Genomic DNA, 19,561 nt, shown 5'->3' with positions numbered 1-19,561 from the left:
CAGCTAGTGGGACAGCACCTTTCGCAGGAAGGTCTGGGTGCGCTCATGCGTCGGGTTGGTGAAGATTTCCGAGGGCGGCCCGTCCTCGATGATGTGGCCCGAATCGAAGAACAGGACCCGGTCGGCGAAGTCCCGGGCAAAATTCATCTCGTGAGTGACGAGCAGCATCGTCGTGTCGGTCTCGGCGGCGATGAGGCGCATCACGTTCAGCACTTCCTCGACCAGCTCGGGATCGAGCGCCGAGGTCACCTCGTCGAACAGCATGATCCGCGGCTGCAGGGCGCAGGCCCGGGCGATCGCCACACGCTGCTTCTGGCCGCCCGAGAGCTGGGCGGGCATGGCGTCGGCCTTTTCCGCCAGCCCGAACTTTTCCAGCAGCGACATCGCCCGCGCCTCGGCATCGGCCCTGGAGACGTTCTGGGTGAGGATCGGCGCCAGCGTGATGTTCTGGAGCACCGACTTGTGGGGAAACAGGTTGAAGTGCTGGAAGACCATGCCGATCTTGCGGCGCATCTCGTGGAGATGCTTCTCGCTCGCCGGCACGAGGCCGTTGCCGTTCTTCATGTGGAAGAGATAGTCGCCGTCGACGGTGATGCGGCCGTCCGACGGCTGCTCCAGCGTCATCAGCATGCGCAGGATGGTGGTCTTGCCCGATCCCGAAGGCCCGATCAGCGCAAGCTTCTCGCCCGGCTCCACCTCGAAGGACAATTCGTCCAGCACGGTCAGCGAGCCGAAGCGCTTGGTGACGGATTCGAGCTTGATGATGGGTTCGACCACGCACACCCTCTGCCTGTCTTCGGGTTTCGAAGACCTAGGATGTGACCCGGCAGCAAATCATGTCAATCAGGAAAATTAAATCAGTACAATAATCCGGGTTCTGCCAGTCGATCACGCAGCGCGCCGCCTTTTTCGAAGCACGGTGCCTAGATCGCCAGCAGCAGCGGCTCCGGTGCCGCATGGACGAGGCTGGCGACGATCCTGAGACCGGATCTCAGCTCGCTCTCGCTCGACGCGCCGACGGCGATGCGCACCGCCGGGTGCTCCTCACGGCCGATCTGGAAGCTGCGTCCCGGCGCCAGCGCCACGCCGCGCAGCCGAGCCTGGGCGACGAAGACCTCCTCCTCGGTGCGGCTTCCGAGCGGCAGCCAGACGTGCAGCCCCTGGGGATGGGCGGCATGGGGAATGCCTTCGAGCATGTTTCCGACGATCGCCTGACGCTTCTTCAGCGTCGCCCTCTGCCAGCGCACGAGTTCCATGGCCGTACCGTCGCGCACCCAGCGCGAAGCGATCTCGGCGAGCAGCGGCGTGGCGATCCAGTGGCTGACGAGATGGCGATTGGCGACGGCCGGCATCAGCCGGTCGGGCGCCACGAGATAGCCGGTGCGCAGGCCCGGCAGGACGGATTTGGTGAAGCTGGTGACGTAGAGCGTTCGCTCCGGCGCCAGCGCGGCGATCGGCGGCGGGCGATCCTCGATCAGCGGACCGAGCGGATCGTTCTCGATGATCGTGAGGCCGTTCGTGCGGGCGACGGCGATCAGCGCTTCCCGCCGCTCCAGACCCATCATCGTCGCGGAAGGGTTGATCGGCGAGGGTTGCAGGAAGACCGCTCGCACGTCCTCCTGCCGGCAGAGCACCGCCAGCGCCTCCGGCAGCATTCCCTCGGCGTCGATCGTGACGCCCGCCATCTTCAGCCCGAGATAGCTCGCCAGCGGCACCAGCGTGTGGTGACCGACGGCCTCCGTCGCGATCACGGTGCCGGTCGAGGCAGCGCTCATCATCGCCACGGTCATGCCGGCCGTCGCGCCGTTGGTCAGGACGACGTTGCCGGGCGAAACGCTCAGGCCGCAGTGGCGCAGCCATTCGGCGGCGACGATGCGATGGCCGGGAAAGATCACGTTCGGGCGGAACGACAGGGCGGCGCTCGCCGGCAGGTCCGTCGCCATCTCGGCGAGCACCGCCTTCATCCGGTCGAGATGCATCGTCTCGCAGACCGGCTTGAGGATCGAAAGATCGACGATCTCGCCCGGCCGCTCCTGCAGATAGGGAACGTCTCCTGCCGGCTCCTGCCGCCGAACGAAGCTGCCGCGGCCGGTCTCGCCGGAGACCAGCCCGCGGCGAATCAACTCCTCATAGGCGCGGCTCACCGTCTGGACCGAGATCCCGAGATCATGGGCGAGGATGCGGTGGGGCGGCAGCTTGACGCCGTTCGCCAGATGACCGTCGGCAATGGCACGGGCGATCTGATCGGCGAGCGACTGATACACCGGCCGGTGGAGCGCCGCGGGATCGAGGAAAGGCATTGTCATGAAAGCACTCTTTCGCAAATCATGTCATTGGGCAATATGGTGACGCGACGCCCATCGAGGAATGCCACGACAATGCCGCCCACCAAGCTCGATCCGATCGACCTGAAGATCCTCGGCGCGATCCAGCGCGAAGGGCGGATCACCAAGCTGAAGCTGGCCGAGAAGGTCGGGCTCTCCCCGACTCCCTGCTGGAACCGGCTGAAGCGGCTGGAGGAGGCCGGCATCGTCGCCGGCTATCATGCCCGCATCGAATGGCGCCTGGTCGCGCCGCGGGCGACCGTGCTGGTCGAGATCACCCTCGGACAACATCGCCAGGCCGACTTCGACCGGTTCGAGAAGGTGGTTCGGGAGACGCCGGAGGTCGCCGCCTGCTGGTCGGTCGGCGGCGGCGTCGACTACGTTCTCAAGGTCGCGACCAGCGACATCGACGCCTATCAGCGGCTGATCGACGGCTGGCTGGAGCGCGAGATCGGCATCGCCCGCTACTTCACCTACGTCGTCACGAGGACGGTGAAGGAGGCGGAGGGGTGAACGCGTGGGTCTCGCTGCCACGAGAGATCTTGCCCCCAGCCAGGCCCGAATGCCACGAGATTGACACGTTCGGCGGAGGACGGCATCGGCACTGCCGCCGTGCTTGGCCGGCGGAGAAGAATTGATCGAAGCCATTGAAATTGCGTCATCCTCGGGCTTGTCCCGAGGATCCACCGCCCCGTCCAAATCAAAATCCTCGCAGAATGGCCTTTCACCCGCGAGCAGCCCAATCATCAACCCGCGGTAGATCCTCGGGACAAGCCCGAGGATGACGAAGCGTTGGCGTAAGCGGCTGTAAAATCTGACGTCTTGGCGGTTAGGTCGGTTGTACACTGCAATCGTGGCAAGCGATCCGGCGGGACGTGCGAACGTCGTGGGCGGCGGCGGCGAGCCGGAAAAAGAGCGCCCCGGAGAGAGAGTCTCTCCCACAGCCGTCGACTTCAGCCCGTTCGGACTGCCGCAAGCCCCTCTTCAGCCCATCCCTCTGCCGCTGAACCCGTAGGTTCACTCCGTGCCGGCGACGTCCGCCGGCCTTCCGGTCGCTCGGCCGGAAAAGCCAGGAGGTGATCCATGAGCGCCGTCTTCGCCCGCAACGAGCTTCATCCCGGCCTCGACCGCCTCTCAGACCCCCGGCTGTTGCGCGACAACGCCTATGTCGGCGGACGCTGGACCCGTGCTGGCAGTGGCGCGACCTTCGCGGTCGCGGATCCGGCCACGGGCTCCCCCCTCGCCCATGTCGCCAGCCTCGATGCGTCGGCGACGACGGCGGCGATCGACGCGGCTCAGGCGGCCTTCCCGGCGTGGAAGGCGCTGCTGCCGCAGCAGCGCGGCGCGATCCTGAAACGCTGGAAAGAGCTGATCCTCGCGGCGAAGGACGACCTCGCCCTCCTGATGGTGCTCGAACAGGGCAAGCCCTATGCCGAGGCGCTCGGCGAGATCGACTACGCCGCTTCCTTCGTCGAATACTATGCCGAGGAGGCCAAGCGCGTTTCGATCGAGAGCGTCGCGAGCCACCTGCCCGGCGCCGCGATGAGCGTCTCGCGGGTGCCGGTCGGCGTCGCCGGCCTCGTCACGCCCTGGAATTTCCCCGCCGCCATGCTGACGCGCAAGGCCGCCGCGGCGCTCGCCGCCGGCTGCACGGTGGTCGCCCATCCGTCCGCCGAAACGCCGCTGTCGGCGCTGGCCCTCGCCGAACTCGCCGAGCGGGCGGGGTTTCGGGCCGGCGTCTTCAACGTCGTCACCGGCGATGCGGCGACCATCGTCGGCAGGATGTGCGCCGACGAGCGCGTCCGGGCGATGAGCTTCACCGGCTCGACCGAGATCGGCCGGCTGATCGCCGCGCAATCGGCCCCGACGGTCAAGCGCCTCGTCATGGAACTCGGCGGCCACGCCCCGCTGATCGTCTTCGCCGACACCGATCTCGACCGGGCGGTCGCCATCGCCATCGACGCGAAATTCGCCACCTCCGGCCAGGACTGCCTCGCCGCCAACCGCATCTATGTCGAGCGTTCCGTCTACGAGGAATTCGCCCGGCGCTTCGCCGAAAAAGCCGCCGGGCTGAGGGTCGGCAACGGTCTCGACGAAGGGACGGACATCGGCCCGCTGATGCACGAGCGCGCCGTCGCCAAGGTCGAGGCGCAGGTGAAGGATGCGAGAGCCCGCGGCGCAAGGCTGCTGACGGGCGGCGCCCGGGATGCGGCCGGGCCGCTGTTCTACCGGCCGACCGTGCTCGCCGACGTTCCGGAGAGCGCGGCGATCATGCGGGAGGAGACCTTCGGCCCGGTCGCGGCGCTCACGCCGTTCGACACCGAGGACGAGGTCGTCGCCCGCGCCAACGATAGCGAATACGGCCTCGTCGCCTATGTGGTGACGAAGGACGGCGCCCGGGCCGCCCGCCTCGCCGCCGCGCTCGACTACGGCATGGTCGCCGTCAACCGGGTGAAGATCACCGGCGCGCCGGTCCCGTTCGGCGGGATCAAGCAGTCGGGCCTCGGCCGCGAAGGCTCGCGCCACGGGCTCGAGGCGTTCACCGACGTCAAATATGTCTGCGCCGATCTCGCCTGATCCGGCCGACCAGCGGACGCCGACCACGACCAACAGACCTCAGACCAGCAGAAAGGAGCCGTCACCATGCTCGACGCCTCGAACGAACGCGAAGCCTTCGACCGCGACCACTTCTTCCACCCATCGACCCACATGGGCACCCATGCCCGCGGCGAGAGCCCGACCCGGGTGATCACCGGGGCGGACGGCGTGCGCATCACCGACGCCACCGGCCGCACCCATGTCGACGCCTTTGCCGGCCTCTATTGCGTCAATGCCGGCTACGGCCGCACCGAGATCGCCGACGCGATCGCCAGGCAGGCCCATGAGCTGGCCTATTACCACGCCTATGTCGGCCACGGCACGGACGCCTCGATCCAGCTGTCGAAGATGATCATCGACCGGGCCCCGGAGCATATGAGCCGGGTCTATTTCGGCCTGTCGGGCTCGGATGCCAACGAGACCAACATCAAGCTGATCTGGTTCTACAACAACGTCCTCGGCCGGCCGGAAAAGAAGAAGATCATCTCGCGCTGGCGGGGCTATCACGGCTCGGGCGTGATGACCGGCTCGCTCACCGGGCTGCATCTCTTCCACAACGCCTTCGACCTGCCGCGCGCGCCGATCCTCCACACCGTGTCGCCCTACTATTTCCGGCGCGAGGACCGCTCGATGAGCGAGGAAGAGTTCTCGCAGCATTGCGCCGACGAACTCGAAAAGCTGATCCTCGCCGAGGGGCCGGAGACCGTCGCCGCCTTCATCGGCGAGCCGGTGCTCGGCACCGGCGGCATCGTCCCGCCGCCGGCAGGCTACTGGCAGAAGATCCAGGCGGTGCTCGACAAATACGACGTGATGCTCGTCGCCGACGAGGTGGTGACCGGCTTCGGCCGCCTCGGCTCGATGTTCGGCTCGGACCACTACGGCATGAAGCCGGACCTCATCACCATCGCCAAGGGCCTCACCTCGGCCTATGCGCCGCTCTCCGGCTCGATCGTCTCGAAGCGGATGTGGGAGGGGCTCGTCAAGGGCGTCGACGATCTCGGCGCTTTCGGCCACGGCTGGACCTATTCGGCCCATCCGATCTGCGCGGCGGCGGGCGTCGCCAATCTCGAGCTGATCGACGATCTCGCCCTCATCGACAACGTCCGCGAGGTCGGCCCGTATTTCCTCAACGGCCTCAAGGACGCGCTGGCGGATCACGGCCATGTCGGCGAAGTGCGCGGGGAAGGCCTGCTCGCCGCGGTGGAGTTCGTGGCGGACAAGGACGATCGCCGCTTCTTCGATCCCTCCGAAAAGGTCGGACCGAAGATCGCCGCCGCCCTGTTCGAGCGCGGCGTCATCGGCCGGGCGATGCCGGAGGGCGACATTCTCGGCTTCGCGCCGCCCTTCTGCCTGACGAAGGAAGACGCCGACCTCGTCGTCGCCAAGACGAAGGAGGCCGTCGGGCACGTCCTCGGCTGAACGATCGCCGGCGCGTCCGGCAGGCTTTTCCATTGGGCAATTGCGGCCAGGCTCGATTGCGTCTCTGCCTTCGAGACGCGGTGGGTCTGGCCGAAAGCCGTTTCGGCCGCGAAGACCCGCAAACGCAGGAGAAACGTCGGTCGGATCGTCGTGTCGCCTCCAGATCTTGACGGCGGACGGCTGCCGCGCGCTAGCTTGTCTCGCCGCCATCGCCCGGCGGAGAATCGTCGACGTCATCGCGTGACGGCGCCTTTCGGCCGGCCGCGCCCGAGGGAACCCGTCCATGCTGAACGACCCGCGCTCTCACGGCCTTTGGGAGCGGACCGCGCCGCCGGCCCCGGCGACCGGGCCGCTCGGCTCGGACATGGACGCCGACGTCGCCGTGGTCGGCGCCGGATTTACCGGCCTGTCGGCGGCGCTCCATCTGGCCGAAGCCGGCCTCCGCGTGGCGGTGCTGGAAGCGGCCGAGATCGGCTTCGGCGGGTCGGGCCGCAATGTCGGGCTGGTCAATGCCGGGATGTGGGTGATGCCGGACGACCTGCCCGGCGTCCTCGGCGAGGTCCATGGCGAGAGATTGCTCGACCTTCTCGGCGACGCGCCGCGGCAGGTCTTCGAGCTGATCGAGCGCCACCGCATCGCCTGCGAGAGCGAGCGCTCGGGAACGCTTCATTGCGGGGTCGGCAGGAAGGGCGCCGAGGAGCTCGCCGAACGGGCTCGCCAGTGGCGTGAGCGCGGCGCTCCCGTCGAACTCCTCGATGCGGTCGAAGCGCGCCGGCTGACCGGTTCGCCGGCCTATTCCTGCGCCCTCCTCGACCGGCGCGCCGGCACCGTCCAGCCGCTCGCCTATGTCCGCGGCCTCGGCCATGCCGCCATGGCCGCAGGCGCCGAGGTCTTCACGCAGAGCCCGGTGACCGGGATCACCTCCGCGGGCGCAGGCTGGCGCCTCGCGACGCCGGGCGGTTCGGTGACGGCGGAGTGGGTGGTCGTCGCCACCAACGCCTATACCCGCACGCCCTGGCCGCAGATCCGCGAGGAGATCGTCCATCTGCCCTATTTCAACATCGCCACCCGGCCGCTGTCTTCGAATCTCGCCCGTTCGATCCTGCCGGAGCGCCAGGGCTGCTGGGACACCAAGGAGGTCCTCTCCTCCTTCCGCCTCGATCGGGCCGGCCGGCTGATCATCGGCAGCGTCGGCGCGCTGGACGGGACCGGGAGGTCGATCCATCGCCGCTGGGCGCGGCGCAGCCTGAAGCGGCTGTTCCCGCAGCTCGGCGAGATCGAGTTCGAGGCGGAATGGTACGGCCAGATCGGCATGACCGCCGACAGCCTGCCGAAGTTCCATCGCCTCGACGAGAAGGTGGTCTCCTTCAGCGGCTACAACGGACGCGGAATCGCGCCGGGCACCGTCTTCGGCCGCACCCTCGCCCGGCATGTTCTCGGCGAACTCACGGAAGACGATCTGCCGCTGCCGGTGACAGTGCCGGAGCCCCAGCGCCTGCGCCGACTGCGCGAGGGCTATTACCGGCTCGGCAGCCAGATCGCCCATCTCTCCTCGCGGATCTGACCGAATGAACCGTCGCCCCGTCGTCCACGTCCTCGGACACATCCACGCGAGCGCGATTGCTCTGCTCGAGAGCGAGGCCGATCTCCTGACCGAGGCCGATCCGTTTCCGTCCGCCTGCGACGGGATCGTGGTCCGCACCCGGAAGATCACGGGCGCCGAGATCGCCGCCTGTCCCAATCTCAAGGTGATCGGCAAGCACGGCACGGGCGTCGATGCCATCGACGTCGCGGCCGCCGCCGCAGCCGGTATAGTGGTGGAGTCGACGCCCGGCGCGAATGCCGAATCCGTCGCGGATCTGGCGATCGGTTTCGCCCTGGCGCTGATCCGCAACGTCGTGCCGATCACGCTGGCGCTCCGCGAGGGCCGCGCCGTCGAGCCGCATCTGCGGACCGGATGGGACCTCGGCGAATTGCGCGCCGGGATCGTCGGCTACGGGGCGGTCGGCCGGGCCGTGGCGCGCCGCCTCGTCGGCGGGTTCGGGACGCCGACGACCGCCTATTCGCCCGGCCGAACCGGCTCGCTCCCGGAACGGGGCGTCGACTTCGCACCGAGCCTCGCCGCACTTCTCGGCCAAAGCCGGATCGTCTTCCTGCACATGCCGCTGACCGTAACGACCCGCGGCATCATCGATGCGGCGGCACTCGCCGCGATGCCGAAGGGCAGCTATCTCGTCAATTGCGCCCGCGGCGGCATCGTCGACGAGGCGGCGCTCGCGGATGCGCTGTCGTCGGGTCACCTCGCCGGCGCGGCCTCGGACGTCTTCGCCGTCGAGCCACCCTTGCCGGACAATCCGCTGTTGCGGGAGCCGAATTTCCTCGCCATGCCGCATCTCGGCGCATCGACCAATGGCGGGCTCGAACGGGTCGGAACCGAGATCGCGCGAAAGGTGCTGGACGTCATCGCGGCAAGGCGATGACCGTCAGGGTCTTCGCCGCCCTGCCGCACGGCGCCGGGGCAGAGCGGGGAAAGACCGTCGATGCCGCAGGGATGCGATGGCGGCAGGCCGACCGGTCGTTTCCGAGCCGTCGGGCCCGCACGGCTTCTCAGACGGCGGTGAAGCCGCCGTCGATCGGCAGGGTGATGCCCGAGATCATCGATGCGGCATCGGACAGGAGGAAGACGATGGGCCCTGCGATCTCGTCCTCGCTCGCCCAGCGGCCGAGCGGCATGGTTTCCAGAAACGGCTTTTCGATCTCCGGCCTGCCCCAGTACCAGGCCGACATCGGCGTCATCACCACGGTCGGATTCACGCTGTTGACCCGGATGCCGTATTTTCCGAGCTCCAGCGCCGAGACGCGGGTGATGTTGTCGAGGGCGGCCTTGGAGGAACCGTAGGAGATGTGGCCTTTCAGCCCGACCAGAGAGGCCTGGCTGGAGACGTTGACGAAGACGCCGCCGCGCCCCGCATCGATCATCGCGCGGCTGGCATATTTCGTCACCAAAAGGGCGCCGCGGGCGTTGATCGACATGACCTTGTCGAAGACGTCGATGTCGGTGTCCATCGGCGTCGCGATCTCGCCGCCCCAGCCGCCGCAATTGACGACGCCGTAGACGTCGAGCCCCTCCAGCGCGCCGCGGATCTCGTCCTCGGACTGGAGGTCGAAGGGCAAGGTGCGGCAGCCGGTCGCCTGGGCGAGTTCGGCCAGCGCCTCCGCGTTGCGGCCGTTGGCGATCACCTCGGCGCCGGCTTCCGTGAGATGGCGGACGGTGGCGCCGCCGATGCCGCCGCTGGCGCCGGTGACGAGGATCGGGCCCTTGTCGAACTTGTACATCGTGGGTTCCTTTGAGGATTGGGTCGGGTCGCCGGACCGCGCCGGGCGATCATTTCACGGAGCCTGCGGCCATTCCGGCGAGGAAATAGCGCTGGGCGATCAGATAGATGACCAGCAGCGGCAGCGAGCCGAGCACGCTCATCGCCATCATCTGGTTCCACTCGAAGGCGTGCTGGCCCATCAGGAGCTGGATCCCGATCGGCACGGTGCGCATGTCGGTCGATTTGGTGAGGGTCAAGGCGAAGAGAAACTCGTTCCAGCACAGGAGAAACGTGTAGACCGAGGTGGCGACGATCCCCGGCACGGAGATCGGCACGATCACCCGCCACAGCGCCGTCCAGCTGGAGCCGCCGTCGACGGCCACGGCCTCGTCGAGGTCGCGCGGCAGCGTATTGAGATAGCCCGTCAGCAGCAGGACCGCATAAGGCAGGGTGAAGACGAGATAGGTCAGCACCAGCGCCGCATAGGTGTCGAACAGGCCGTAGGAGACGACGAGGCCGAAGAACGGGATCAAAAGCGTGATCGGCGGCAGCGTCTGGGTGCTGATGATCAGCGTGCTCAGCGCCGCCTTGCCGCGGAAGTTGAAGCGGCTGAAGCCATAGGCGGCCAGTAGCGCGATGATCACCGTCAGGATCGTGACGACCGCGGCGACGAGGTAACTGTTGAAGAAGAAGCGCAGCTTCACCGGATCCGTCAGGATCGCCGCATAGGCCTCGAAGGTGAAGACGTGCGGCAGGATCGTCGGCGGCAGGGCGAAGATCTCGCCATTCGTCTTGAAGGAGCTCGCGAGCATCCAGTAGATCGGGAAGGCGGCGAAGAACAGGCCGGCAAGAAGGCCGACGTGCAGCGCCAGGGTGATCAGCTTTTCGCGACGCGTGTTTCGTCTCGCCATGGGTCTACCTTGCCTTCTGGTGGCGGATGTAGAACAGGGTGAGGCCGATCGAGATCAAAAGGATCGTCACCGCGCTCGCGGCAGCCTGGGCCAGATTGTACTGGGAGAAGGCCAGCTTGTAGGTGTAGGTGCTGAGCACTTCCGTCGCGTAGATCGGGCCGCCGCCGGTGGTCAGCCAGATCAGCGGGAAGACCTGCATCGTCCAGATGAAGTCGAGCAGCGAGATGCTGACGATGATCGGCATGAGCTGAGGGATGGTGATGAAGACCAGCTTCTGCGGCCCGGTGGCGCCGTCGATGTCGGCGGCCTCGTAGAGGTCCTTCGGAATGCCCTGCAGGCCGGCGAGAAGGCTGACCATGAACAGCGGATAGCCGGCCCAGATGTTGGCGAAGGTCACCGCATGGAGCGCCGTCTCGACCGACGAGAACCACGCCACCTTCGATCCGATGATGCCGAGATCGACGAGGATGCTGTTCACCACGCCGTTCGGGTCGAGCATGAGCCGCCAGATCACCGCGATGATCACCTGGGTGAACAGCCAGGGCAGGATGTAGAGCACTCGCAGGACGCTGCGCAGCATCGGGCTGATCCGGTCGCTGTTCAGCATCAGGGCGAAGGCGAGCCCGATCGCCATGTGCATGACGACGCTCGCGACGGTGAAATACAAAGTGTGCCAGAGCGAGGCCCAGAATACCTCGTCGCCGAAGATCGCCCGGTAATGCCTGAAGCCGGCAAAGCTCGTATCGGGCCGAAGGACGGCGCTCTCCTGGAAGGAATAGGCGATCACCATCGCCATCGGCAGGAGCATCAGCAAACCGACGACGATCAGCGATGGCGACAGATAGAGATAGGGCGCGATCTGCCGTCCGAGCTTGTAGTTGGCCTTCGGGCCCCGCGCTGTCATTGGGGTGCTCATCGGTCAAGTGGCCTGAAAGAACGCTTGAAACGGGCGGGGGCGCAAGCGGACTCGCGCCCCCTGAGAGGTCTCGTCTCGGGTCGAGGCCTCAGAACTTCTCCATCCACTTCGCCTGGGCGGCCGCGGCGGTCTCCTCAGGCGTCTGCTGGCCTTCCAGCATCTTCTGGGTCTCGACGTCGAACTCGCGCATCAGGTCGACGGCCTCCGGCAGGCCGGTGAACTCGTTGGCGAGATAGCCCTCCTGGAAGATCTCGAACGCCTTGGCGAAGACCGGGTCGGAATTCACGAAGTCCGGCTTGGCGTTGACGTTGCCGGGAAAGGCGTTGGCGAGCGAGACGAGACGCGCATTGACGTCCTCGCTCATCATGTACTGCACCAGCTTCCAGGCCTCCTCCTTGTGCTCGGAGGATTCCGCGATGCCGATGCCCCAGGAGGCGTAGGTCAGGCCGCGCTTGCCGTCATAGCCTTCGGTGACGGGCATCGGCACGACGTCGAAGTTGAGGTCGGGATTGCGCTCGCGGATGAGGTTCACGTGGGCGAGCGTGTCGACCATCATGCCGATCCGCCCGTTGACGAACTCCTCGACCTTTTCCTGCTCGGTCTTCGAGGCGATGCCGGGCGAGATGACGCCTGCGTCGTCGAGCTGCTTGATGAAAGTCAGCATGTCGACGACCGGCGGCTGCTCCAGCGCCGGCTTGCCGTCGGCGAGCATGCTTTTGCCCGAGGCCCAGACCCAAGACATCATGTCGTTCAGCACGCTCGACGGCGACTGCAGCGACAAAGGCAGCGCCCAGCCGTACTTGTTCTCGTCGGCGTTAGTCATCTTCTTCGCCGCTTCGAGGAACTCGGCGCGGGTCGAGGGAAGCTCGCTGACGCCGGCCTCCTTGGCGAAATCGAGATTGACGAAGAGCGGGTAGACGAAGGAGGCGACGGGGAACATCACCGCCTTGCCGTCGATCTCGATGATGTCGGCCACCTGGCTCTCGTCGAAGCCGGAGCCGTCCATCAGCGGGTTCATGTCGGCGATCGCATTCTGCGCCGACAGGCTGTTGACCCAGGCGCCGTCGAGACCGACGACGTCGCTCATCGTCCCGCTCGCCGCGCCGATGGCGATCTGGTCGCGCGTCGTCGCATAGGGGCCGCTGATCAGCGTCACCTTGATGTCGGGATTTTTCTTCTCGAAGTCGTCCATGATGGCGCGCAGCGAGCCCTTTGGCAGCTCCGGCTCCCACCACTGCGAGAATTCGAGCGTCGTCTGCGCCAGCGCGCCGGTCGCACCGAGCAGCCAGATGGCGGCCGCCCCTTTCAGAACGGTCATGGCTTTTCTGGTTTTCATCGTCTTTCCTCCCTTGCTGTTCGCGGCATGGCGCCGCCCGGTGATCGCGAAGCCTTCGGCCTCGTCCCTTTCGGCTCTTGCCGGCCTTTGTCCTCTTGCCCGTTGCCCGCGTCCTGTCGGACGAGGCTGGCCGGATCGTCTCGGTTTGACCGCGGCGTCCCGCCCGCCGCGATCCCTCGCCCTCCTCGCGGGGCCTCAGCGAATGGCCAGATGCGTTCCCGGGTCGAAAAAGTGCAGCTTCGCGCAGTCCACCGCCAAGTCGATCCGGCTGTCGGCCGAAACGGCGCTTGCGGGCTCGAACCGCGCGACGGCGTTCGACAGGCCGCCCAGTTCCTCGACGGCGTCGGGATCGCCGGAGTCCACCGGCGTCGCGTCGAGGCGCAGATGCACGACGTGCTCAGAGCCGAGCTCTTCCACCGAAACGACTTCCGCCGGAACGGTCTGATGGCTGCGGCCGGAGGCCAGCGTGCTGTCGTAGAGGTCTTCCGGCCGAGCCCCGAAGACGATCTTGCCGCCGTCGTATTTTCGTAAGGCCGGCCGCTCCGCCAGAACCGTCTCGGGCAACTGCAACGAAAAGCCCGGCGTCTGCAGCGTGCCCCGGCTCAAATCGGCTTCGAAGAGGTTCATCGAGGGCGACCCGATGAAGCCGGCGACGAAGGCGTTGACCGGCGCGTCGTAAAGCCGCTTCGGCGTATCGACCTGCTGCAGGATGCCGCCCTTCATGACGGCGACGCGATCGCCCATCGTCATGGCTTCGACCTGATCGTGGGTGACGTAGATGGTCGTCACGCCGAGCTGGCGCTGCAGGCTGGCGATCTCGGCGCGCATCTGCACCCTGAGCTTGGCATCGAGATTCGACAGCGGCTCGTCCATCAGGAAGGCGGCAGGCTCGCGCACCATGGCGCGTCCCATGGCGACGCGCTGGCGCTGGCCGCCGGAAAGGTTCGCCGGCTTGCTGTCCAGAAGCTCGGTGAGCTGCAGGGTCCTGGCGATCTCGTCGACCCGTTTCTTCCGCTCGGCCTTCTTCTTGCCGGCGAGCCGCATCGAGAAGCCGATGTTCTCGAACACCGTCATGTGCGGGTAGAGGGCGTAGGACTGGAACACCATCGCGATGTCGCGATCCTTCGGGGCCATGTCCACCACGTCCCGGCCGCCGATGGACAGATGGCCGCTGGTGATGTCCTCCAGCCCGGCGATCATGCGGAGCGCGGTGGATTTGCCGCAGCCCGACGGTCCGACCAGGATCAGGAATTCGCCGTCCGCAATCTCGAGATTGAGGTCCCGGATCGCGCGAAAGCTGTTTCCATACGTCTTGCAGATGTTCTCGAGAACGACCTCAGCCATCCGTCTCCTCCCGATGCCGCCAGCCTCTGCGGGATGTGCGTCATGTCTTCAGCCGACCTGAGCCCTCCGCAGCGCCGGTCGACAATTCTTCCATCACAATACGGCAAACGTTACAAATCGCAAATAAAAAACTTACGAGATGTAAAATTAGCGCCAGCGCGTGCCCGATGCCAGTTCCCGAAACTCCGGTGCATCCACCCGACTGAGCAGTCGCTCGACGTCTCCGGCCGAAGGCAGAGCCTCACGCCCGCCCCGTCCACCAACGGAGAGCGCCGCCGCCGCCGCCGCGACGCGGACGCAGTCGCCGATGCCGCGACCCTGGACCAGCGCATGGGCATAGGCGCCGTGAAAACAGTCCCCCGCCCCGGTCGTATCGACGACGGCGACGGGGTGCGCCGGCAGATGCCGCGGGGGGCGATCCGCTTCCAGAAGATAAGCGCCCTCGGCACCATCGGTCAGGATCACTGCCGAGCGTTCGTCCGTCCACAGAGCTTCCAGGACGTCGCGGGGGCGTTCGCGTCCCGAGGCGCGCCGGGCAAAGCCGAGCGGCAGCACCAGGTGGTCGGACATCTCCAGCAGCGTCTCGGTCGCCGCGCCGGCCGTCCACTCGATATCCGCGACGACCGGGACATCGAGGGCGCGCGCCCTTCGCACGACATCGGACGAGCCGATCGCATAGCCGTCGATCAAGAGGGCGCCGGCAGCCGTCAGAATGGCGTCCCCGAGATCCGGCGTCGTGCCGAGCCGCACGTCGTCGTCATAGGCGATGAAACGATCGCCGTCCGAGCCGACCGTGATGGTGGCGCGGATCGGCAGGCAATCCGCCGCGCGCGGCGCATCGTCGATGCGCACGCCACTCGCCTGCAGCTCGCGGACCACCTCGTCGTCTGGCGAAGCGTTCAGCCAGCCGACGAAGCTCGCCGCGCCACCCAGCCGGGCGACGGCGACCAGCGCCGTCGCGACGTTGCCGCCGAAGGCCCGGGTGCGGCGAAGCACCCGGCCTTTGCCGGCCTGCAGCGGCGCGTCGACATAGTGGATGTCGTCGACGGACAGCGCGCCGAAGCCGATGACCGGGCGCGCCTCGCCCGACATCAGTCGCTGGCCCGCTTCAGCGCCTCTTCGGCCGCGAGGCCATCATGGATGACACCGCGGAACGCGCGCGCCGACATGGTCGGGTCTCCGTGCCCCCAGAGGTTGCGCCCGACGACGGCGCCGCGGGCGCCGGCCTGGATCGCCTCGGCGGTCTGCTCCAGCGCGCCGAGCAGCGTCTCGGTCTTCGGACCGCCGGCGATCACCACCGGCACCGGGCTGGTGCGGACGGTCTCCTTGTAGCTCTCGAAGTCGCCGGTATAGCCGATCTTGATGACGTCGACGCCGGTCTCGATGCCGATGCGCGCGGCATAGGCGATCTCTTCCGGGGTGAAGACGATCTTGCAGCCGTCGGAATAGTCGCGGGGATAGATATGCGCGACGACGGGCATGCCGAAGCGCGCCGCGGCGTTGACGGAATCGGTGAGCCAGCGGATGTAGCGGCCCTCGGTGGCGCCGCGGACGGGAATGGCAACGGCCAGCGCGTCGGCGCCCATCCGCACCGCGTCCTCGGGCGTGGCGATCAGCTCGCTGATGCGGTCGTCCGGCGTGAAGCAGCCGGCCTGGATCACCAGCGACGCCTTTCCGGCATAGCGCGGCCAGAGCGTGCGGGCCGCACCCGGCTGTATGCTGACGTAATCCGGCTTGCCCTGCATGACGCGCTCCAGCGCGCCGGGCAGATCGGCGAGGCCGCCATAGCGCACGTCGCCATAGCCGACGAAATGGTCGACGGCGCCGCCGAAGAGGTTGCCGGACGGGTGGGAGAACAGGCGCGCCAGGCGCACAGCCGTACCGAGGGTCATCTCAGTCTCCTTGGCTTTCGGATGATGAACGAACCGGGCCCTCGAGGCCTCAGGCGCGCTTGAGAGCGTGCATGGTTTCGAAGTTGCGGCGCACGGCAGCCTCCGGGTCCCTGCCCGCCTCGTCGGATTCTTCCTCGACGACGATCCAGCCGTTGAAGCGCGGCGCGGCGCTCGCGGCGGCAAGGACGGCTGGGACGTCGCAGACGCCCGCGCCGAGCATCGCCCAGGTGCCGTCCGCCGTGACGTCCTTCAGATGGACGTAGCGGATGCGATGAGCGAAATCGGACAGGGTCTCGCCGATGTCCTGGCCGCCGCGCAGGATGTGCCCGGTGTCCGGCACCCAGTCGATGCGCTCGTCGAGAAGAGCGAAGATCCGGTCGTAGTCCGCCTTGTCGAACAGGAGCGTGTTCTCGTGGGACGACGGGTGGAGGGCAAGCTGGACGCCGGCGGCGCGGGCGATCTCGCCGGAGCGGTTGTAGATGTCGGCGGCACGGCCGATCTTGTCGGCGCGCGGGCCGTCGGACATCGCCGTCGCCGACCCCATCGACAGCACCGCGCCGGGAAAGCGCGCCGCGAAGTCGGACCATCGGCGACAGGCTTCGTAATCGGCCTCGGCCCGATCCGGCTCGCTGAAACCGCCGTCGGAGCCGTAGGCGAAGGCGGCGAGCGCCAGCCCTGCCTCGTCGAGGCGATTGGCGAAGGCGTCCGGCCGATCAGCGTAGTGGCCGATCATCGTATCGGTGATCTCGATCCCCTCGTAGCCGGCCGCGGCGATGGCCTCGACGAGGTCGTCCGGGCCGCCGGTCCAGCCGTCGCCGAGCATTTCCCAGGTAAACGTCTGGCACGCGAATCGTCGGGCGCGTTCCGCCATGGCTTTCCTCCCTTTTCCTCGCGATCCGCTCCCTTGCGGGGCGCTCCCACGCGCGCCGCTCCCGGGCGCTGCGGATCGTCGGGCGATGGCCGGAGCTAACTTGTTTTTTTACAAACCGTCAAATAAAAATATACGAAAGCAAAAATTACCGACGAGGAACCAGCATGCCGAAAGTGGTCGAGGATCAGCTCAGGATCGGCGTCGTGGGCTGCGGCAACATCTCCCAGGCCTATCTCCACAACGCAGCGATGTTTCCGGGCCTGCAGCCGATCGCCTGCGCCGATCTCAACCCGGAGGCTGCGAAAGCCCGCGCCGAGGCGTTCGGCATCGCGGCGATGAGCCCCGAGGAGGTCATCGCCTCGCCCGACGTCGATCTCGTCCTCAACCTCACCGTCCCGGCGGCGCATTACGACGTCTCCATGCAGGCACTGGAAGCCGGCAAGCACGTCTTCACCGAAAAGCCGCTGGGCACCACCGTCAAGGAAGGCCGCAAGCTGATCGAGACGGCGAAGGCGCGTGGCCTCCTGATCGGTTCGGCTCCCGACACCTTTCTCGGCGCAGCCGGGCGCCACGCGCGCCGGCTGATCGAGAGCGGCGCGATCGGGCGGCCGGTCCTCGGCACCGCCTTCATGATGGGCCGCGGCATGGAGCACTGGCATCCGGATCCCGCCTTCTACTACCAGCCCGGCGGCGGCCCGGTTCTGGACATGGGCCCCTATTATCTCAGCATGCTGGTCAATCTGCTCGGGCCGGTCCACCGGGTGCAGGCCCTTTCGACGAGCGCACAGCAGGAGCGACACCTGACCGCGGAAGGGCCGCTGAAGGGCACGACGATACCCGTCGGCACGCCGACCAGCGTCTCCTCCCTCCTCGAATTCGCCAGCGGCGCGCAGATCACCTTCGTCGCCTCCTGGGACGTCTATCGCCACAGCAACCGCCAGATCGAGCTGCACGGCACCGAAGGCTCGCTCGGCCTGCCGGATCCGGACAATTTCTCCGGCGTCGTCAGCCTGTCCGATCACGGTGCGCCGTGGCACGATCTCGACACCGCCTCCCTGCCCTTCGGCGCTCTCAACTGGCCGCTCGATGCCCCCGACCGCGGCAACTACCGGATGCTCGGCCTCGCCGATCTGGCGCGGGCCCGGATCGAGGGCCGCGCGCCGCGCGCCTCGGGCGATCTGGCGCTGCACGTCCTCGAAGTGATGGAGGCGATCCTCACCGCCGGCGAGACCGGCGAGAGCATTGCCATCGCGCCGACCGACTGCCAGCCGAAAGCCCTCGGCGAGACCGAGGCGGAGGCACTAATCGGATGAGCGGGCTCGACGCCTCCGCGGCGGCCGCTCTCCGCGCCATGGCGGAGGCGGGAGCGCCCTCCCTCGCCGAACTGACGCCCGAGGCGGCCCGCGCCCGGTACGATGCGGGGTATGCCGCCGGCCAGCGGCCGCAGGAGGCGGTCGCGGCCGTGACGGACGACGTCTGGGAGGGGGTACGCGTCAGGATCTGGCGCGGCGACGGCGCGCCGGCCGAAAAGGCGCGCGCCCTCCTCTATCTCCATGGCGGCGGCTGGGTGATCGGCGGCATTCATTCCCACGAGGAGATCTGCCGGAAGATTGCCAACCGGACGCGCTCCCTCGTGGTCGCCCCGGATTACCGGCTGGCGCCCGAAGCGCCCTTTCCCGCCGCGATCGAGGACTGCGTGACCACGCTGCGCCATCTCCACCAGCGGGCCGATGCGCTCGGCATCGACCGCGGGCAAATCGCGGTCGGCGGCGACAGCGCCGGCGGCAATCTCGCCGCCGTCCTCGCCCTTCTGGCCAAGCAGGGTTCGGCCGCAGCCGTTTCGGCCCAACTGCTGATCTATCCGAACACCGACCAGGCCCAGGACGGCGAGAGCGTCCGCCGCTTCGCCGAGGGCTACGGCCTGAGCGCGCGGGAGATGGCCTGGTTCCGCGGGCACTATCTGCCGACGCCGGAAGCCCGTCGCGACTGGCTCGCCGCGCCGCTCCTCGCGCCGTCGCTCCGAGGGCTCGCCCTCGCCATCGTCGTCCTCGCCGGCCACGACGTTCTCTACAGCGAAGGCGCCGCCTATGCGGTCCGTCTCGAGAAGGAGAGCCGGGCGACGGTCCGATGCTGGCCCGGCCAGATCCACGGCTTCCTGTCGATGTCGGCGCTCATTCCGGAAGCGACCGAAGCGCTCGACTGGCTCTGCGAGCGGTGGGCCGAGGACGGCTGATGATCCTGCCGATCGCGGTTCGGGGTCCGCGGCTCACGCCACGGCGCAAGACCCGACGCGGTGAAACGAAACACAACGAAAGTGTTTTAGAAACGAGGGTTTAAAGGATCGGAGTGGGTGAAATCCCGACTGTGGGCTATCCAACGACATCCCGATAAATCCGCCTATCGAACCTAAGAGCCCGAGCGAAAAGAAATTGAGCGATATCATCAGGTTGTGATTCTCCTTCGTTGTCGAGACGATGGGAGAAGTCAATGCCGTGGGATGATACCGCAGGGCTCCGAATTCATATGACAGCGGATGACGGGTTGCTTTTGATCTGATTCGATGAAGGGGTTTGATTCGCGGAGCGCTCTCATGTCCCTGTCCATTGCCGAACCAGCGTTGCCAAAGTCCAGGC

The 19,561-nt window shown here is 67.2% G+C and carries 17 protein-coding genes; 7 read left to right on the top strand and 10 right to left on the bottom strand.

Features of this window, described 5'->3' with window-relative positions:
• Nucleotides 1-3: 3 nt before the first annotated feature.
• Nucleotides 4-777 (bottom strand): ectoine/hydroxyectoine ABC transporter ATP-binding protein EhuA, encoded by a 774-nt coding sequence (gene ehuA, locus LZD57_RS23110; RefSeq protein WP_338034731.1) that lies wholly within the window; start codon nucleotides 775-777, stop codon nucleotides 4-6.
• A gap of 146 nt (nucleotides 778-923) precedes the next feature.
• On the bottom strand, nucleotides 924-2,306 hold the full coding sequence (ehuR, locus tag LZD57_RS23105) for a MocR-like ectoine utilization transcription factor EhuR (RefSeq protein WP_233721953.1): 1,383 nt from the start codon (nucleotides 2,304-2,306) through the stop codon (nucleotides 924-926).
• Nucleotides 2,307-2,378: 72 nt separating this feature from the next.
• Here ehuR and LZD57_RS23100 point away from each other — a divergent pair, with 72 nt between their 5' ends.
• The 5 genes from LZD57_RS23100 to LZD57_RS23080 all read left to right on the top strand — a co-directional run bounded on the left by LZD57_RS23100 (nucleotide 2,379) and on the right by LZD57_RS23080 (nucleotide 8,821).
• Nucleotides 2,379-2,837 (top strand): Lrp/AsnC family transcriptional regulator, encoded by a 459-nt coding sequence (locus LZD57_RS23100; RefSeq protein ID WP_233721952.1) that lies wholly within the window; start codon nucleotides 2,379-2,381, stop codon nucleotides 2,835-2,837.
• Between the two features lie 570 nt (nucleotides 2,838-3,407).
• Nucleotides 3,408-4,901: an NAD-dependent succinate-semialdehyde dehydrogenase gene (locus LZD57_RS23095; protein ID WP_233721951.1), complete on the top strand. Its 1,494-nt coding sequence runs from the start codon at nucleotides 3,408-3,410 to the stop codon at nucleotides 4,899-4,901.
• 66 nt (nucleotides 4,902-4,967) lie between these two features.
• Nucleotides 4,968-6,341: an aspartate aminotransferase family protein gene (locus tag LZD57_RS23090; RefSeq protein WP_233721950.1), complete on the top strand. Its 1,374-nt coding sequence runs from the start codon at nucleotides 4,968-4,970 to the stop codon at nucleotides 6,339-6,341.
• Nucleotides 6,342-6,624: 283 nt separating this feature from the next.
• Nucleotides 6,625-7,905 carry an NAD(P)/FAD-dependent oxidoreductase gene (locus tag LZD57_RS23085; RefSeq protein WP_233721949.1) on the top strand — a complete coding sequence of 427 codons (1,281 nt, stop codon included), beginning with the start codon at nucleotides 6,625-6,627 and terminating at the stop codon, nucleotides 7,903-7,905.
• A 4-nt stretch (nucleotides 7,906-7,909) separates the two neighbouring features.
• Nucleotides 7,910-8,821, top strand: coding sequence for an NAD(P)-dependent oxidoreductase (locus LZD57_RS23080; protein WP_233721948.1), 912 nt, complete (start codon nucleotides 7,910-7,912; stop codon nucleotides 8,819-8,821).
• Between the two features lie 127 nt (nucleotides 8,822-8,948).
• On the opposite strand, the gene LZD57_RS23075 is transcribed toward LZD57_RS23080, so the two are convergent.
• The 8 genes from LZD57_RS23075 to LZD57_RS23040 form a co-directional block, all read right to left on the bottom strand.
• Nucleotides 8,949-9,677, bottom strand: coding sequence for an SDR family oxidoreductase (locus LZD57_RS23075; RefSeq protein WP_233721947.1), 729 nt, complete (start codon nucleotides 9,675-9,677; stop codon nucleotides 8,949-8,951).
• Between the two features lie 49 nt (nucleotides 9,678-9,726).
• The gene (locus tag LZD57_RS23070; protein ID WP_233721946.1) at nucleotides 9,727-10,569 is read right to left on the bottom strand and encodes a carbohydrate ABC transporter permease; all 843 of its coding nucleotides are present in this window, start codon (nucleotides 10,567-10,569) and stop codon (nucleotides 9,727-9,729) included.
• Nucleotides 10,570-10,573: 4 nt separating this feature from the next.
• On the bottom strand, nucleotides 10,574-11,473 hold the full coding sequence (locus LZD57_RS23065; protein ID WP_233721945.1) for a carbohydrate ABC transporter permease: 900 nt from the start codon (nucleotides 11,471-11,473) through the stop codon (nucleotides 10,574-10,576).
• A 100-nt stretch (nucleotides 11,474-11,573) separates the two neighbouring features.
• Nucleotides 11,574-12,821: an ABC transporter substrate-binding protein gene (locus tag LZD57_RS23060; protein WP_233721944.1), complete on the bottom strand. Its 1,248-nt coding sequence runs from the start codon at nucleotides 12,819-12,821 to the stop codon at nucleotides 11,574-11,576.
• Nucleotides 12,822-13,016: 195 nt separating this feature from the next.
• Nucleotides 13,017-14,165: an ABC transporter ATP-binding protein gene (locus LZD57_RS23055; protein ID WP_233721943.1), complete on the bottom strand. Its 1,149-nt coding sequence runs from the start codon at nucleotides 14,163-14,165 to the stop codon at nucleotides 13,017-13,019.
• A 147-nt stretch (nucleotides 14,166-14,312) separates the two neighbouring features.
• Nucleotides 14,313-15,257 (bottom strand): PfkB family carbohydrate kinase, encoded by a 945-nt coding sequence (locus tag LZD57_RS23050; protein WP_233721942.1) that lies wholly within the window; start codon nucleotides 15,255-15,257, stop codon nucleotides 14,313-14,315.
• The gene (locus LZD57_RS23045) at nucleotides 15,257-16,057 is read right to left on the bottom strand and encodes a class I fructose-bisphosphate aldolase (protein ID WP_233721941.1); all 801 of its coding nucleotides are present in this window, start codon (nucleotides 16,055-16,057) and stop codon (nucleotides 15,257-15,259) included. The genes LZD57_RS23050 and LZD57_RS23045 overlap by 1 nt, the downstream gene beginning before the upstream one ends.
• 49 nt (nucleotides 16,058-16,106) lie before the next feature.
• Complete coding sequence (locus LZD57_RS23040) at nucleotides 16,107-16,928, bottom strand: sugar phosphate isomerase/epimerase family protein (protein ID WP_233721940.1); 822 nt, start codon at nucleotides 16,926-16,928, stop codon at nucleotides 16,107-16,109.
• Nucleotides 16,929-17,092: 164 nt separating this feature from the next.
• Between LZD57_RS23040 and LZD57_RS23035 the strand changes: the two genes are divergently transcribed.
• Entirely contained in the window at nucleotides 17,093-18,241 is a 1,149-nt protein-coding gene (locus LZD57_RS23035; protein WP_233721939.1) for a Gfo/Idh/MocA family protein, read from the top strand.
• Nucleotides 18,238-19,161, top strand: a complete 924-nt coding sequence (locus LZD57_RS23030; protein ID WP_233721938.1) for an alpha/beta hydrolase — start codon at nucleotides 18,238-18,240, stop codon at nucleotides 19,159-19,161. The genes LZD57_RS23035 and LZD57_RS23030 overlap by 4 nt, the downstream gene beginning before the upstream one ends.
• The last annotated feature ends 400 nt before the right edge of the window (nucleotides 19,162-19,561 follow it).

Source organism: Jiella avicenniae (assembly GCF_021390325.1).
In the GTDB taxonomy this organism is placed as follows: Bacteria; Pseudomonadota; Alphaproteobacteria; order Rhizobiales; family Rhizobiaceae; genus Jiella; species Jiella avicenniae.
Note: the sequence above shows the minus strand (reverse complement) of the source record. Positions and strands in the feature narration are given on the sequence as shown.